Annotated in this window: 14 protein-coding genes; 7 read left to right on the top strand and 7 right to left on the bottom strand. The window is 56.5% G+C overall.

Translation table 11 applies throughout. The annotated features are described in order from the left end of the window. The first annotated feature begins 205 nt into the window (after positions 1-205). The 5 genes from G5S42_RS07035 to G5S42_RS07015 all read left to right on the top strand — a co-directional run bounded on the left by G5S42_RS07035 (position 206) and on the right by G5S42_RS07015 (position 5,603). Positions 206-1,588 (top strand): MmgE/PrpD family protein, encoded by a 1,383-nt coding sequence (locus tag G5S42_RS07035; protein WP_026228410.1) that lies wholly within the window; start codon positions 206-208, stop codon positions 1,586-1,588. A 261-nt stretch (positions 1,589-1,849) separates the two neighbouring features. Then, positions 1,850-2,692 (top strand): hypothetical protein, encoded by an 843-nt coding sequence (locus tag G5S42_RS07030; RefSeq protein ID WP_026228411.1) that lies wholly within the window; start codon positions 1,850-1,852, stop codon positions 2,690-2,692. A 92-nt stretch (positions 2,693-2,784) separates the two neighbouring features. Continuing rightward, positions 2,785-3,444 (top strand): aspartate/glutamate racemase family protein, encoded by a 660-nt coding sequence (locus G5S42_RS07025; RefSeq protein ID WP_018434051.1) that lies wholly within the window; start codon positions 2,785-2,787, stop codon positions 3,442-3,444. 219 nt (positions 3,445-3,663) lie between these two features. Then, entirely contained in the window at positions 3,664-4,461 is a 798-nt protein-coding gene (locus tag G5S42_RS07020; RefSeq protein WP_176106127.1) for an HpcH/HpaI aldolase family protein, read from the top strand. A 176-nt stretch (positions 4,462-4,637) separates the two neighbouring features. Next, positions 4,638-5,603, top strand: coding sequence for a 2-hydroxyacid dehydrogenase (locus G5S42_RS07015; protein ID WP_176106126.1), 966 nt, complete (start codon positions 4,638-4,640; stop codon positions 5,601-5,603). 71 nt (positions 5,604-5,674) lie between these two features. Here G5S42_RS07015 and G5S42_RS07010 read toward each other — a convergent pair whose 3' ends face one another. Further along, positions 5,675-6,604, bottom strand: a complete 930-nt coding sequence (locus tag G5S42_RS07010) for a LysR substrate-binding domain-containing protein (protein ID WP_018434054.1) — start codon at positions 6,602-6,604, stop codon at positions 5,675-5,677. An 879-nt stretch (positions 6,605-7,483) separates the two neighbouring features. Between G5S42_RS07010 and G5S42_RS07005 the strand changes: the two genes are divergently transcribed. After that, positions 7,484-8,905 carry an aldehyde dehydrogenase family protein gene (locus G5S42_RS07005; RefSeq protein ID WP_176106125.1) on the top strand — a complete coding sequence of 474 codons (1,422 nt, stop codon included), beginning with the start codon at positions 7,484-7,486 and terminating at the stop codon, positions 8,903-8,905. Positions 8,906-9,462: 557 nt separating this feature from the next. Further along, positions 9,463-10,539: an alpha/beta hydrolase gene (locus G5S42_RS07000; protein ID WP_176106124.1), complete on the top strand. Its 1,077-nt coding sequence runs from the start codon at positions 9,463-9,465 to the stop codon at positions 10,537-10,539. 193 nt (positions 10,540-10,732) lie between these two features. Here the strand turns inward: G5S42_RS07000 and G5S42_RS06995 are convergent, their stop codons facing one another. From G5S42_RS06995 to G5S42_RS06970, 6 genes are all read right to left on the bottom strand, one after another. Then, complete coding sequence (locus tag G5S42_RS06995) at positions 10,733-11,080, bottom strand: BON domain-containing protein (protein WP_084598334.1); 348 nt, start codon at positions 11,078-11,080, stop codon at positions 10,733-10,735. A gap of 244 nt (positions 11,081-11,324) precedes the next feature. After that, the gene (gene otnI, locus G5S42_RS06990) at positions 11,325-12,113 is read right to left on the bottom strand and encodes a 2-oxo-tetronate isomerase (RefSeq protein WP_176106123.1); all 789 of its coding nucleotides are present in this window, start codon (positions 12,111-12,113) and stop codon (positions 11,325-11,327) included. A gap of 36 nt (positions 12,114-12,149) precedes the next feature. Continuing rightward, positions 12,150-12,800: a 3-oxo-tetronate 4-phosphate decarboxylase gene (gene otnC / locus G5S42_RS06985; protein WP_176106122.1), complete on the bottom strand. Its 651-nt coding sequence runs from the start codon at positions 12,798-12,800 to the stop codon at positions 12,150-12,152. Further along, complete coding sequence (gene otnK, locus G5S42_RS06980) at positions 12,800-14,077, bottom strand: 3-oxo-tetronate kinase (protein ID WP_176106121.1); 1,278 nt, start codon at positions 14,075-14,077, stop codon at positions 12,800-12,802. Before otnK ends, otnC begins: the two co-directional genes overlap by 1 nt. Before the next feature lie 463 nt (positions 14,078-14,540). After that, positions 14,541-15,422 (bottom strand): NAD(P)-dependent oxidoreductase, encoded by an 882-nt coding sequence (locus G5S42_RS06975; RefSeq protein ID WP_176106120.1) that lies wholly within the window; start codon positions 15,420-15,422, stop codon positions 14,541-14,543. Beyond that, the gene (locus G5S42_RS06970) at positions 15,419-16,336 is read right to left on the bottom strand and encodes an NAD(P)-dependent oxidoreductase (protein ID WP_018434062.1); all 918 of its coding nucleotides are present in this window, start codon (positions 16,334-16,336) and stop codon (positions 15,419-15,421) included. The genes G5S42_RS06975 and G5S42_RS06970 overlap by 4 nt, the downstream gene beginning before the upstream one ends. Positions 16,337-16,362: the final 26 nt, after the last annotated feature.

The raw sequence follows: 16,362 nt of genomic DNA, 5'->3' as shown, positions 1-16,362 counted from the left end.
ACGAACTGTACTTAAACAGCCCCGACGCGCAGAATTAACAGCACGATAAAGGTGCAGCCAGAAGTGAGGCTGCGCAGAGGGGCGACGAGCGGCGGTTTGACTTGGCGTCACTGGAGACTCCCCACCTGTGAGCAACGGCCCAACTTGCGTTGGCATGCTGAGTCGCGAACACTTCGCTGTAACGGATTATCTGAGCATTTTATTCATGAACGATGACATGGACCTTTGCCAGCACTTCGGTAACTTCGTAGCCAATGCTCGCTACGAAGACCTGTCTGATGACGCCATCGAGGGCGCGAAGAAGACGATTCTCGATACATTGGGCGTGACGCTTGCAGCGAGTGGCATGGAACCAGCGGTACGGGCGTTGGTAGAGCTGCTGCAACAGGGCGGTGGAAGTGCGGAAAGTACCGTTCTTGGTTTCGGTGGGAAGCTGCCTGCAATTTCGGCTGCGTTCGCGAACGGCTCCATGGCGCATTGCTTGGACTTCGACGACCAGACTCCGTGGGGCGCGCACGCGGCTAGTTCCATCGTCCCGTCCGTCTTCGCGATCGGCGAGCGCATGGGAGGCGTTTCGGGAAAGACATTGATTACAGCGGTAGCAGTCGGTCAGGATCTCTTTGCGCGACTGCGTTGCAACGTCGGCTGGAATCAGAACTGGAACCTGTCGTCCATGGTTGGCGCATTTTCCGCTACGGCATCCGCAGCCTATATCCTCGGGCTCTCTGCCGAGCAAACAGCTCACGCACTTGGCATCGCCAGCCAGCAGTCCTGCGGGACGATGGAAGTCATCTTCGCAACAGGCAGTGACCTACGCGGGATGTACGCTGGCTTTACAGCGAAGGGTGTAGTGATTGCAGCGCTTCTCGCACAAAAAGGCATTACTGGGATCAAAACGCTGTTCGAAGGGAAGGCAGGGATTTTCAACGTGTACTTCGGCGGAAAGTACGACCGCGAAAAAATGCTTGACGGCTTGGGTGAGCGGTTCCTCGGTGGAACCACCCTATATAAGGCTTGGCCTGCGGTTGGGAATTCGCACACATACATACACGCCACCATTGAATTGATGAGGGAAAAGGGAATCGCGGCGAAGGATATCGAGACGATCCGAACCTTCGTCGGTGATTTTACGTACACCATGTGCACGCCGTTGGATGTCCGCCGCGCGCCAAAGACGCTCGTGGATGCAAAGATGAGCCTGCCTTTCATCGTTGGTATTGCGGCGAGCAAAGGAAAGATGGACATCACCGACTTCAGCGAAGCAGCGCTGGAGGATCCCGAAGTACTGGCGATGGCGGCGAAGGTCGTGCCGGTGCAAGACCCCAATCAGAATTGGACGTTCAAGCTGCCCGATGGGCGGATCGAGATCGTGACGCGAGACGGTCGGGTCTTCGAACGCCTTGGGGACAACATTCCTGGCAGTTCAGAAGCACCGCTTAACTGGGAACAGCTTACCGAAAAATTTGCAAGTTGCGCTTCAGTCGCGGCGGTCCCGCCATCGGAGACCGCCATCAAGAGGGCTCAGCAACTCGTGCGGACGCTGGAGAATTCCAGCGACGCCACCGAGGTGATTCGGGCGCTCGCGTAAGGACTTCTCGTTTGCTCGGCGAAAAGGGAGCCCGACGGCTTGGAATGGCACGGTTGCCTCTGCGGATAGGAGTGGTGCAACAAACACCCCCCAGAGAAAATGGTCGCTGCCGAACAGCGAGCTGTTTAGGCTAGAGAAGTTGAAGAGATTTTTGACGAAAACCGTAGGACAACGAATTCAACTCCCTGCGGATAACTTTAAATCACGCCGTCAGGCGTAGCCGCGAGAACGCGGCTTGCTTTAGACCACAAGGAGGGTCAAATGCGAGTTTCAGAGGCCTCGACGACAGATTACGGCAGAATTGGCAGCAATATGCGGGAAGGTGTTCTCGAACAAAAGTTTCTGCTGCAGGGAAAGCCCGGTTCTCCAAATAACTACCTCATCAACGTGGGACGCACGGGCTCGGGCGGCTGGACGGCACCGAGCCACCGACACAATTTCGATCAGGTTCGCTACGTGATCAAAGGCAGCTTCCCCTATGGTGAGGGAAAAAGCATGCCTGAAGGTTGGGTCGGCTATTTTCCCGAAAGCGTGTACTACGGACCGCAAGACCGCCCAGAAGGGTTGGAAATGATGGTGGTCCAGTTTGGTGGTTCGAGCGGTTACGGCTTCGCGAGTGTGGAAGAGCGCGAGGCAGCAAATCAGGAGCTGAAGACTAAAGGTGAATTCAAGAACGGGATCTTCACCTGGTACGACGAGTCAGGCAAGAAGCACAATCAGGATGGCTTTGAAGCTTGCTTTGAAAAAGTGATGGGTCGCAAGCTCGAATATGCGAAACCTCGCTATGAGGACCTCGTGCTCATGAATCCGGCCAGTTTCGAGTGGATTCCGGAAGCAACGAAGGGCGTTTTCCTGAAGTGGCTTGGGTCGTTCACGGAACGTAACACCCGGCTTGGCTTTGTAAAGATTGAAGCCGGTGCGACCTTTGCGGCTGGCATGCAATCGTCGATCGAGCTCCTCTTTTTGAGCAAGGGAAAAGTCAGCTTCGAGGGGAAAGAATTCGGTCTTCACACTGCGTTCGAGTTTGAGGCCAACGAAGGTCCGGTGCCGCTCAAGGCGGTTGAGGAGACCGAGTTCTTCCGTCTGGTGCTTCCGACGTTCTGACGCTGGTTATTGGCGCGTGGTTAAGCCGCGCTGCCTACAGAGCCGCAGCCGCATCCAATCACTTCATATTTTTTGCGAATTTGGATCAAGTTATGACTACCATCGCCGTGGTTCACACCGGGCCGGTTACGGTCCAGCCCATCAAGGATCAAATCAGCGAGCAAATCCCTGAGGCGCGCGTTATCAACATCATGGACGACAGCTTGCTCAACGACGTCCGCGCGGCCGGCCATCTGACGCAGGAGGTTGCTAGTCGAATCCACTCGTACATGGCTAACGCGCAAGCGATGCATGTTGACATCATCCTGAATGCCTGCTCGTCCGTGGGCGAAGCCGTTGACTCGGTGCGCAACTTTGTCAGCACCCCCATCGTGAAGATCGATGAAGCGATGGCGGAGGAAGCGAGCTCGATCGGTCGTCGCATCGGGGTGGTTGCGACCGTGTCGACCACGCTCGAGCCCACTGTCCGCCTGATTAGGAAGAAGGCCGACGAACTCTCACGCACTATCGAAGTCAGCGAGCGAATCGCCGACGGCGCTTTCGAGGCTCTTCTCAGTGGTAACGCTGCACTGCACGACGAGATCGTGAAGAATACCATCTCGGCATTGGCGGAGGAGGTCGATGTAGTCGTGCTGGCCCAGGTTTCGATGGCGCGACTAGTCCCGCAATTGGAAGGAGTTCGCGTTCCGGTGTTGTCAAGCCCGCGTAGCGGCGTCGCCGCCCTGAAACGTGCGCTCAGCCACGTGCGTTAGCCGGAAGCTTTTGAAGTTATTAGTAAGTAGTCGGTTGGCATCGGTTTGAGCAGGTATCCATGCTTTGTTGGCTTGGAGATCCAGAAAGTGCGATTGAAGTTCTCGGGCGCAATGAAATGCGACAGGGCAACAGGCAGTTAATGCAGTTTCTAGCTATGCTAAGTATGAGCCGCTCGTCTGATAGTCGAATTCTTCTGCGTCTGAAATTGAGGGGACAAAATGAAAGTAGCTGCGCGGGATCTGGTTCGGAACGTCGTTAAGGAAAAGCTCGCACGCGATGAGGTGGCGCTCTCGATGACCGTTCGCCTGGTAAGGACAGCGGAGATCGTGGCGATCGCGAAAACAGCTGGCTTTGATACGTTCTACATCGACCTGGAACACAGTACCCTGTCGATTGAATCTGCCGCTCAGATTTGCATGACGGCCATGAACGCTGAGATCGCCCCGTTCGTTCGATTGCCGAACCTATCTCCAGATGTCATTGCGCGGATTCTGGATGGTGGCGCACTCGGCGTGATTGCGCCGCATGTAGAGTCCGCGGAGCAGGCCAGGCAGGTCGTCCGTGCGGCAAAGTTCCCGCCGCTGGGGGAACGCTCGCATGGTGGAGTGCTGCCGCATATGGGCTTTCGTTCGCTTCCAAGCTCGGAGGTCGGCCAAGCCGTGAATGACGCGACGATGGTCGTCATCATGATCGAGACCAAGGAAGCGCTTGCCGCGATCGACGAAATTGCCGCGATTGACGGTGTCGACTTGCTGTTCATCGGAACGAACGACCTTTGCGCATCGTTGGGCATCCCGGGTCAGTTCGAGCACGAGATGATTCGCGATGCTTATTCGAGGGGCATGGCAGCTTGCCGCAAGCACGGAAAACACCTCGGTGTTGGTGGTCTCAACTCGCATCCGAAACTCGTCGCTCAATTCGTTGAGATGGGCGCCCGCTACGTTTCTGCTGGCACGGACATTTCCTTCCTGCTCAGTGCTGCGAGCGCCAAGGCAGCGGTGATGCGAGACCTCTGAGCGGGCGTTCCAGCAGGAACGTCTGGCGCGGCTGGAACCGGCGAGCGGCAGGCTTGCGACTAGTTTCAGTTGTGCTTTCAGTTCAGGTGATCACGAGCCCGCCAATGAGGACTGGCACCCCCGTCTTGCTAGTCGGCCGACTTGGGACGCTGCCACATATCTTGAGGATTTTTTGAATGAAAAAGATCGTAGTCTACAAACCACTCCCAGAAGAAACGATTCAATACCTGCGCTCTCACGCAGAAGTGACGATTGTCGATCCGAAGCAACCTGGCGCGCTAATTGAAGCACTCAAAGATGCCGATGGGGCAATCGGAACCGGCGTCAAAATGAATGCCGAAACGCTGGATGGTGCAACCCGTCTCAAGGTGCTTTCCACTGTTTCGGTTGGATTTGATGCTTTCGACGTCGACTATCTGAACCAGCGTGGGATTTTGCTAACCAACACACCGGATGTTCTCACTGAGTCCACTGCCGATACTGCGTTCTCGCTGGTCTTGCTTACCGGACGACGCTTGGCCGAACTGGCGTCATATGTGAAGGCTGGTAACTGGACGAAGAAGATCGCTGAGGATCGGTTCGGGGTGGATGTTCACCATAAGACGCTGGGCATCATTGGGTTGGGGCGTATCGGGACGTCGGTTGCTCGACGCGCGGCCTTGGGTTTTGAGATGAACGTCCTGTATACCGATCGAGCCGTCAACGCGCTCGCCGAACGCGAGTACGGCGCGAAGAAGGTCGGATTGGACGAACTACTGAAATCGTCCGATTTCGTTCTCGTGCAAGCGCCGTTGACTCCGGAAACACGCAATCTGATCAGCACGCCACAACTCAAAGCGATGAAGCGCAGCGCGTTCCTCATCAATGCATCACGTGGTCCGATTGTCGATGAGCCGGCACTGATCGAGGCGCTGAAGGATGGCACCATCGCGGGCGCCGGTCTCGACGTATATTGGGAGGAACCTCTCCCGGCAGAGTCGCCGTTGCTGAAGTTGGACAACGTCGTGACGCTGCCCCACATAGGCTCTGCGACACACGAAACTCGTCAAGCCATGAACAGAAATGCGGCAGAGAATCTTATCAGCGCGCTGGATGGCAACCTGAGCGCGAACATGGTGAACCCGGATGTATTAAAGCGTTAGCACATCCTGGCGTCTCATACAAATCCTGCGGCCTCTGGAGCGTCGAACGACCCCAGAGGCCGCGGGCCATATTACTTCGACAGATTCTTCACGATCTCGATCATCTTGTCGAGGACAGGGTCATTCTGCCGGTGCACCCATCCGAATATGAACCTTGTCGAATAGTTGAGGTTCATCAGTGGAACGACCGTCACGTCGCTAGGGTACTGGAAGTTCTTCCCCATGACCGCCAGTCCGATACCCATACCAACGGAGATCAGGTTAAGCTGAGACGCAATTGTGCTGACCTCCTGAACGATATTGGGCTCGAATCCTGCCGCCTGACAGAAAGCATAGAGCTGTCCGTAACTAAGGCTACTGCTCGACTTAGGATCTACCACTAGCGGTTCGTCGGCAAGATCTTCGAGCGTGAGTGACTTTCGACGCGCAAATCGGTGGTCGTTGGGAACCGCTACACCAACACTGCCTGTTTGAATGCATACGGAATCCAGGACGATGCCTTCACGCTCCATGTTGATCTCGGTACGTCGCTTTCCTGGATGTGGATTGGGTCCCAGATGCATGAAACCGGCATCAATTTTTCCTTCCGCGAGAGCCTTCGCTTGTTGAGAGGTAGACACCTCCACCAAGGACAGATTGATTTCGGGATAGGTCGTACGAAAGAGCTTCACGGCGGCCTTGAATAGCGAATGCATCAGGGTGAGAGACCCGTAACCTATTCTTAGCGTCCCCGTCATGCCGTGTCCCACACGCTTTGTGAGGACGATCGCTTCATTCAGATCGTCCATCACTCTTACGAGTAGGGGAAGTAGGGTGCGGCCAGCTGCGGTGAGCTTAACGGTGTGCGCAAGCCGTTCGAAAAGCGGCGTCCCCAATTCCCCCTCGAGATCCGCGATTATCTGAGAAACGGCAGGCCGGGTAATGTGCAGGCGCACGGCTGCTCGCCCGAAGTGTTCTTCCTCCGCCGCAGCTATGAAGTAACGAAGGTGTCGAAGTTCCATCTTTGTCGTGTCTCCTATGCAACTGCTAAAACCGACCTTCAGCTTGTCCGGTTTGTCGCATGTTGCGGCACACCTTCTTTGACTTCGGCGGTCGGTTAGCGCCGCTTACCAATGCACCATAATAGCTGACTTGACCCTACGCCTGTGCGATTTCAAACTTCTATCATCGTCGCTGCCAACGCTGAAACCCGTCATGGTATCGATGACCGCGTCGGCGGGTTGACGGACTGGCGCGGGCCGCCGGGCGAGGATTGCTTGCGGCGCGACTTCCTGGTTGCCGTTGGATTTGGATGGCGGCTAGGTGGTCCTAACTCATGGAAGCGGGAGTAGATCAGTGAACGTTTCGGGAAGATCGCTGCGCGCCCTCGTCGAGAGGTGGATTGGGGCTGCCGATGGCATACGAGTTACTCACTTCAACCACAGTCGCGATGACCAATTCAGATTCGTGCGTGTGGAAGGTGTTTCGAATCCTGAGATAGCGTTTATTTTCTTTCGCCACGGCGACGGCAGCTGGTGTGTTTTCCCCCCAGACGGTAAGCGACCGGCGATGAGTCTGCAGGGCTAGGCGCGGGATATAACGCTTTCGATGCGACGGGACGGCGCAGTGTGCGCTCCGTCGTGAAATCGCTATTACCTCGGCCCCGCGTGCTGAACATCATAGCTGTTGGGCTGGTCGATAACGAATACTCACCCATCCGAGCGGGTCAGCAGGAACGCGCCGCGGAGGTAACCGCTTCAAGAGGTTAGGGATTTCGTGGCGACGAAGGAAGGAAGGTAAAGGCGCCGTCGAACTGGATACGCTTCACAGAGCAGACTTTCTTCCGGTCCAATATGTACATAGGGCGGAACGTCGGCCGATTGAATTAACAGGAGACTTATATGCGGTCGTACGAAAAGTGCTACATCAACGGAGAGTGGGTCTCTCCACTCACCAGCAACATATGGACGCTGGTCAACCCGGCTACCGAGGAGCCGTTCGCAACTGTCGCACTGGCAGGTGCCGAGGACGTTGACGTGGCTGTAAAGGCCGCGCGGGCTGCATTCCCGTCGTATAGCAACACATCGAGGGCTGAGCGGGTCGACTTGCTTGAAGCAATTATCGAGCGCTTCATTCGGCGCGAACATGATCTGGCAGAAGTAGTGACGCTCGAGCTCGGTACGCCGGTCTCACAGAAGATTCATGCGCCTGCAGCTCTCGCGTCGTTCAAGCAGGCATTGGCTAGCCTCAAAGATTACGAATTCGAATATCATCTCGGCCCCAACACGGTTCGTCGCGAGCCGATTGGCGTTTGCGGCCTGATCACCGCTTGGAACTGGCCACTTCAGCTGCTCGCCACAAAGCTCGCGTATGCACTCGCGGTCGGCTGCACGGTGGTCCTGAAGCCGAGCGAGTTCACCCCACTCAGCGCAATCCACCTCACCGAGGTGCTTCACGAAGCGGGCGTACCGAAGGGCGTCTTCAATCTGGTGCTCGGTGATGGACCGGTCGTCGGAAACGCCATCAGCAAGCACGTGGACATCGATATGGTGTCGTTTACGGGTTCGACCAGGGCCGGCGTTTTGATTGCAGAGGCGGCTGCGCCGTCGGTAAAACGCGTCGCTCAGGAACTTGGCGGCAAGTCAGCGAATGTCATCCTTGATGATGCAGACCTGCGGGCGGCCGCGAAGTGGAACGTGACTCGTGCCTTCTCGAACACTGGGCAATCGTGCCACGCGCCTTCCCGAATTTTGGTGCATGAAAGTCAGATGGACGAACTGCTGGACTTGCTTGAAAGTGAAGCGGAAGCGATCAAGGTCGGCAATCCGCTAGACCCACAAGTGAGCATGGGGCCGGTCGTGAATAAGTTGCAGTTCGACCGGGTGCAGGAATACATCAAAATCGGCATCGAGGAAGGTGCAACCGTCCGCGTAGGTGGCGTTGGTCGCCCGGAAGGACTTCAACGTGGCTACTTCGTGAAGCCGACGATTTTTGCGAATGTGAAACCGGAAATGCGTATCTCACAAGAAGAGATATTCGGCCCGGTGCTCGCGGTGATTCCTTACTCCACGGAAGAAGAGGCCGTTCAGATCGCAAACGGGACGCCATACGGTTTGGGTGGCTACGTCTTTACGACGAATCGTGAGAGAGGCGTGTCGGTGGGCCGTCAATTGCGCGCGGGCCGCGTCTTTCTCAACGGTGCGGTAAGCAATACCGAGGCGCCGATGGGCGGATATAAGCGTTCTGGGAATGGTCGCGAGATGGGCGTTTTCGGCCTCGAGGAATATCTGGAAGTTAAGGCGATGATCGGTTTCGACAATTAGAAAGCCGGCGTCAGCTCCAAGTCCCGCAGTCGGCTAATCGTACTCGGGCTCCCCGTGGTTCCTACCTCTCGTAAGAAGCGAGGTCGGCACTGGCCAGCGCGGAATTCAGGAGTTCCCCGGGCTCAAAGCAAGACGGTCCATGGGGTTACGGCGGTTTTCAAACCACAGCGGGTAGCGGTCGAAAATCTCCCGTGGCGCTGGCGAGCACAGAGGCGGCAGACGATGCAAAAGCACCTCCCTATCTGGCGACAATCGCCAACGCAGAGTCGTGCGATGGTCGCGCCCACGCTGAATCGGATAGAGGCGCAATTCTTGATGTTTACGAGAATGCTGCCTACTATGCAAAATTCGCTGGGAGCCTCCTGAGGTTCGACAAAGACACAAACATTTCTCATATTCTGAGGTGGGCAAACTGCGGACGACAAAGCAGGATGCTCGGGCCTAATAGCCGGTTAGCATGTCCGCGTCATTACAAAACGCTTCTTCATAAGTGAGCGGTCCAGACCGTTTACTCTCGGTGGCGCCTGGCCGGACCTATCTATTCCGGAGGTCTAATAATGGACGACGATATTAAGCGCCAAGTGAGCGTGGACATTGGGCGACGGAACCTGCTGAAACTAACTGGCGTCAACGCAGCGGCCGCTGGCGTGTTGTCCCTGTCGAACCGCATAAGTTTCGCCCAAGGCACTTTGGCGTGGGATAAGACGTTTCCCCGAAGCGACCGCGTCGATCAGGCCAAGGTGCGATTCTATAACCGACTCGGCATCAACCTGGTCGCGGACATGTATGTACCCAAGAACCTCGATCGTTCGCGGCAATCCCCAGCGATCATCGTTGGCCATCCGTTTGGGGGCGTGAAGGAGCAGACGTCAGGTCTCTATGCACAGCATATGGCCGAACGGGGTTTCATTACCGTAGCCTTTGATGCATCCTACAATGGCGAGAGTGGTGGCCAGCCGCGTTCCATTGCCTCTCCAGAAGCCTTCGTTGAAGACTTCAGTGCCGCTGTAGATTTTTTAGGCGTTCACCCTGCGGTGGACCGGAATCGCATTGGTGTCATTGGCATCTGCGGGAGTGGGGGGTTTGGACTCAGCGCGGCGCAGATCGATCCTCGCATAAAGGCCGTCGTGACCATCAGCATGTACGATATGGGCCGCGACCGACGGCAAGGACTCGGCGATACGATGTCCGAGGCAGATCGCAGGAAAGCGATTGAAACCATCGCCCTTCAGCGCTGGATCGAGGCGGAGAAAGGTGAGAAGATTTTCGTCATCGGCACGCCTGAGGTCATCAGCACTGATTCACCTGCGGTTGCGCGCGAATTCTATGACTACTATCGCACGCCCCGAGGCTTCCATCCGCGATCGACGACAGCTATGTCCCTCACCAGCGACGGCGCGCTGATGCAGTTCTATCCCTTCCAGAATCTTTCGTGGATTTCTCCGCGTCCAATTCTGCTCATTGCCGGTGAAATAGCTAACTCGAGATACTTCAGCGAGGCCGCATTTAAGGAGGCAAAAGAGCCGAAGGAACTCTATATCGTCCCGGGGGCGGGACATGTAGACTTGTATGACCGGCTGAATTTTATCCCGTTCGATAAGATTCAGTCATTCTTCACCAAACATCTCGTATAAGGATTCCAATTGCTAGGCAGAGTCGGAAACCATAGCGCCGACGCACCTTCCGGCATCTCCCTGCTATGAAAGCATTATGTTGGCATGCAGCGGCGACAGTGATAGGAGGTCAAAGCCTTCCGGAACACTTCGATCTCCAACGCAGCGATAGATCGTCGAACGCCAATGCATGCCGAACGCTAACGCTGACGGACTACTGTTGCACCACGCTCAGTTTGTTCGATACGGAAGTTACACCCGGTACGCTCTTGGCGGCGTCACCTGCAACGTCAATCTGACTTCGGGTAGGAACTGACCCGGTCAGCACCACTGCACCCCCGCGCGCCCGTACAGAAATACTCGACACGTTCAGACCTTGCGTCCTCGCGAGCGCGCCGCGCACCTTGCGAGCCAATGCCCTGTTCGTCTGGTTGCTTCCCTTGTCGCTGGGCGCAGTCGCTGTTGTTTCCGTTGCCGGATTGCTGCTCTGGGCGCATACGCTGGATGCGATTGTCAGCGCTATGATCGAAGTCAACGCTTTCAAAAGGCTGAATGATTTCATATTCCGTTCTCCATACTTTCGTTTGGACGGCATTGAACTGGATCTCTCCATAAGAGAATTTGCATTCCACGTGAAAGCGACCAACTAGGAAATCGTGTTGCGTGGCTCAATGTTTTTACTTCGATTCTGAATTGGGGTCAATCGGTTTCGAAACTCTCAAATTGACTATTCGCCACTCCTTGAAATGCTGCGATGGTATTTTGCACAAGCCGCTTAAAGATTGCGGCAGCTATGGCCGATCTTCTCAAAGATACGGATTTAGCCAGCCGAGGCCTTGGGACGTGCCAGCTTTCGGCCGATACTCGCAGCCGATCCACCCGTCGTAACCGAGTGCGTCAACCAGTTCGAACAGATGTGGATAGTTCAGCTCGCCGAGATCTGGTTCGTGTCGTTCCGGGACGCCCGCAATCTGAATATGGCCGATGCCTGCATTCGGACGCACCATGTCTCGCTTGAGTTTCACAGAGACATCGCCTTCGACAATCTGGCAGTGGTAGACGTCGAACTGCACCTGTAGGTTCGGTGCGCCGATCTCGCCACATACGGCTTGAGCATCGTCTTGGCGATTCAGGAAAAATCCCGGAATGTCGCGCGTGTTGATCGGTTCGATGACGATTGTGACGCCGTGTGACAGCGCCTCTTTCGCCGCGTACTCGAGGTTCTTTAGGTACACCGCGCGGGGCCTGTCGCGTGGCTCGCCGGCGGCAATGAGACCGGCCATTACATGAAGCTTCGTATTGCCTAGAACGGCCGCATATTGGAGCGCTTTCTGAATACTTCGCTTGAACTCTTCCTCGCGGCCCGGCAATGACGCGATGCCGCGTTCGCCGACCTCCCAATTTCCAGGTGGAGCATTGAAGAGCGCCTGCGTCAGTCCATTGTCTGTCAGGCGCGCTTTGATCTCTGCGGCAGGGAACTCATACGGGAACAGAAATTCGACCGCCTTGAAGCCGTCTTTGGCGGCGGCCGCGAACCGGTCCAGGAATGTGTACTCGTTGTACATCATCGTCAGGTTGGCAGCGAATTTTGGCATATGCCTCGTCTCATGTTTGAAATGTTGGTACGGTGCTTACCAGCGCGCGCCGAACGTCTTCCGCAATTCGTCGATGGCGGATTCCGGTAGCGGTTCAGGACGCGGCCATGTCGAAAGATAAAGTTCTGCCGTTTCTTCCAATTCCTCCAGCGCGTAGCTCGCCTGTGACACGGACTTTTCCCAAACCACCGGCCCGAGTCGCTCAAGCAATACCCCGCGCACTTTCGAAGCGAGTGTAGCGACTTCCTCGGCAACGGCGGGGTCGCCGGGACGACGGTAGCGGACCAGTGGCACGTGGCCGACCTTCATTACGTAGTACGGCGTGATCGGCGGAAGAATGTCGTCGTTCCTCCATACACCCGCGAGCGTCAGCGCGACAAGATGTGTCGAATGCGTATGCACCACCCCGTTTGCTTCCTTGTTGTTCTCGTAGATCCTGCGATGCAGAGCCAACGTCTTTGACGGTCGTCCGCCCGAAATATGATTGCCTTGTAGGTCGACCTTTGCGATGTCGTTGGGATCGAGGCGTCCGAGGCATGCGTCGGTCGGCGTGATGAGCCAACCATCGTGGAGACGCGCGCTTATGTTACCCGCACTCCCTACCGTGTATCGGCGCTCGTATAGGCTTTGACCGATGATGCAGATTTCTTCACGTATGCTGCTCTCACTAGCTGAGATTGTCGCCATTACAGTGCCTTCAGCGCCTTCGTGAAAAAATCGGTTGTGCCAAAATTGCCAGACTTGAGTGCGAGCGCGAGGGGTGCCTTATCATTCGCGCCGACGGATTGCGTCGCGGGTACGCCGGGGTCGATCTGGGGCCCGATACGTAGCGTGCGCACGTTGAGTGCTTGCACCACTGCGCCGGAGGTTTCGCCTCCGGCAACAACGAACTTGCGCACGCCGATATCGCGTAACCGTCGTGCGATTGTCGCGAGCGCCTCTTCGACGAGGTGCCCAGCCTTTTCGACGCCCAGTTTCTTCTGTACGGCCCTCACATCTTCTGGCGATGAAGTAGCGTAAATCAGCACTGGCTCGCGCTTGTTTAAATAGCTCCGCGCAAACTCCACGGCACTATTAACCACGTCGTCGCCGCGCGAAATCGCCATCGGATCGATGTGGAAGCTCGGCTTCGAGGTGCGCCACGCTGCGACCTGTGCATTGGTAGCCTTGGATGCACTGCCGGCCAGAACAACGGCCTCGCCGTCGATTTTCGGCAGGTCGCCGGCTTCTCCGGAGTAGACGAGCAAGTCGGCTGAGTGGAAATTTTGAGGCAGACCGAGCGCAATTCCTGAGCCTCCGGTGACCAGGGCGAGATCTCGGCACGCTTTGCCGAGCGTATATAGGTCCGCGTCGCACACGGCATCGGCGATGGCAAGCCGAACGCCGTCTTCTTTCAACTCGTCGATGCACGCGCGGATCGCGTCCACACCTTTCGCGATTATGTCGTAGCGTATCAGCCCAACTTTCGACTTGGTTTGGCGTTGCAAGACGCGCACGAGGTTGGGGTCGGTCATTGGCGTGAGCGGATGATTTTCCATCCCAGACTCACTCAACAGTACCTCACCGACGAACAGGTTGCCGCGGTAAATCGTTCGGCCATTTTCAGGGAATGCGGGACAGGCGATCGTGAAGTTCTCGCCAAGTGCGTCCAGCAGGGCATCCGCGACAGGACCGATATTACCCTTGTCAGTAGAATCGAAAGTGGAGCAATACTTGAAATAGTATTGGCGGCAGCCTTGCGTTCGGAGCCAGTCTAGTGCCTCAAGCGATTGGCGGACGGCCTCTTCGGCCGAGATCGTGCGCGACTTGAGCGCGACGACAATGGCGTCGGCTTCAATATGCGTCCCGGCGGCGGGCACACCGATGGTCTGTACTGTGCGCATTCCGCCTCGCACAAGCATATTGGCGAGATCGGTCGCCCCGGTGAAATCGTCGGCAATGCAGCCAAGCAGTGCGTTCGCCATTACCTAACTCCCTTCAATTTTCGAATGCAATATCGTGCTCACGCGAGCGCCATCGCCAACTTGGCTCGCGCAGGAGGCAATCGTGGCTTACTGACGTCCGTTACCGAGACCATGTTGATGCGTTGAGGCTGACCCGGCGACCGGAGCTTGAACCCCGTTCTTCACAGTAAGTTGACGGCCACTTGCAGACAGACTGTGTGAAGGCTCTGCGGCACGCGATGCTTGAAGTGACGCGAGTGCGCTGGTTCATATCCAGTACCACATAGCCGGCCGGCGATAACTCTAAATTGATGTACCGCTAGTCCAACCGGGAATCGCCGTCCGCAGTGCCCAGCGGCGCACGGTGGGGCAACAGAGTTCTCGTTTCATTGGCAAGCCGACGTCCCGCTTCGCATGACCGCGCGAGTACTCAGCCCCACGCGCAGTCGCGCCACTGTCATATCAGGCGACCGCGACTATTCGGTCAGGCTGCGCCCGGGGCAGGAAGTCCCGAATCGGCTTCCCAAATCTCGGCTAACGCATCGATGGTTCTCGATTCACCAAGTCGATTCGAAGCTGCATCGAGCGTTGAGCGAGCCATCGTAGCAATGAGCATTGGTGCCCCGTATCGCATTCCAACGGCTGACGCTTTTCTCAGGTCGTTCGCACAAGCGCCGAGCGTTACATCCGCGGTTCGTTTATTAGCGGCCAACGCCGGAAGTACGCGTGCAGACGCGCTGTTATAGCCGGAACTCTTGTTTAGGACAGTCGCCATGTCGCCCATCGCAAGCCCGTTTCTTGCACCCATCGCCGCACATTCGTAGGTGATGAGGCGATTACATGCAGCAATTGCGGCGACGATCAGCCGCATGGCGTGACCAGTGCCGACCTCGCCGCAGTGGATGACTTTCGGGCAGACAGCCGTCAGAACATCGCGCACTGAGTCGAGCACGGTCACCGGGCCTCCGAAGAAGATGGCCGATCCTTCCTCGATTGCTTCGGTATTCTCGGTGTGAAGGGGGGCGTCGACATACGTGATCCCGCGTTCGCTAAAATCTTTAGCGAACAAGCTGGTTTCGTCGGGGTCTCCTTGGCTCATGTCTACGAGGATTGGGCTTACTGCGGAGGCTGAATTGATCCAATCCGAGCGTCGAAGCAGTGAGTCGCGTGCCGCGTCTGAATCAGTGCACAGGACGACGATTTCCACGCCTTTGGTCAAGGCTGTAGCGCTGTCTGCCTTCTCTGCACTTTCGCAACGAAGAGGCCCGCCATCTACGTCGAGGACACGAACTTTATACTTGCTCGCCAACTGGCGAACCACAAACGCAGCGATGTTGCCGCTTCCTGCCAGTCCTATCGTGGTCACTTTGCGTCTCCAGTCTCTGCGTTCGTCGGCGCGTCGACAAACTTGGTATCGGCCATCGACTCAATGACGCCAATCATCTGCTCAAGCTGAGCGTCTTTACCCAGTGCATTCAGTCCAATCTGCAAGATGGATCGGGCTGCGCCCCCAATCGGCATCGGAACTTTCTGTTCGGCCGCGAGCGTGATTGCCTGATGGATGTCTTTCACCTGTAGAGCCAACCAGAATTTCGTCGATTGACGCCCCTCGGCGATGGCGGGCAGCATGCCTTGAGACGTGTAATTTTTTGCGGTCGTGGCGTTGATCGCTGCTGTCATTGTTTGAAGGGGAAGGCCAAACTTGCGTCCCATCGCCACGACTTCGAGAGTGGCGAGTCGGCAACTGACATTCATCATGTTGTTGACGGTCTTCATTGTCTGACCGTTGCCTACGCGCTCTCCACAATGGAAGACGTTTGGACTAATGGACTGCAAAACAGGCAGGACCTTCAGGAATGCGGCGTGCGGACCAGAAGCAATGATGGAGATGGTTCCGGCGATGGCTGTGGCCATTGCTCCCGAGACAGGGGCGTCGAACAGCGGCACACCGATTTCTTCAAGTTGACGGGCAAACTCTCTCGTGTCGGCGGGGACGCCGCTGGTCTGATCAACGACAATTTTGCCAGCGGAAAGGCCCTCAGCAAGACCGTTCGGCCCGAAGAGGACAGCTTTGACATCCGAGCTTCTGGGCAAACAAAGTAATACCACGTCGCTGTTGCGTGCGAGTTCTGCTGGCGTTGCCGCCGCAGCTGCACCGAGTTCGACAAAGGAATCTACAGCCGTCTGATTCAGGTCGAACACGCTTAGCGGAAATTTGCCGATCAGATGACGGGCGAGCGCGCCACCCATGGCGCCCAACCCGATATACCCGATGCGCATGTATCTCCTCCTGATTTTTGCGTTAC

The organism is Paraburkholderia youngii, from assembly GCF_013366925.1.
GTDB classification, from domain to species: domain Bacteria; phylum Pseudomonadota; class Gammaproteobacteria; order Burkholderiales; family Burkholderiaceae; genus Paraburkholderia; species Paraburkholderia youngii.
The sequence above is the reverse complement of the archived record's forward strand: the minus strand, read 5'-3'. Positions and strand labels throughout refer to the sequence as shown.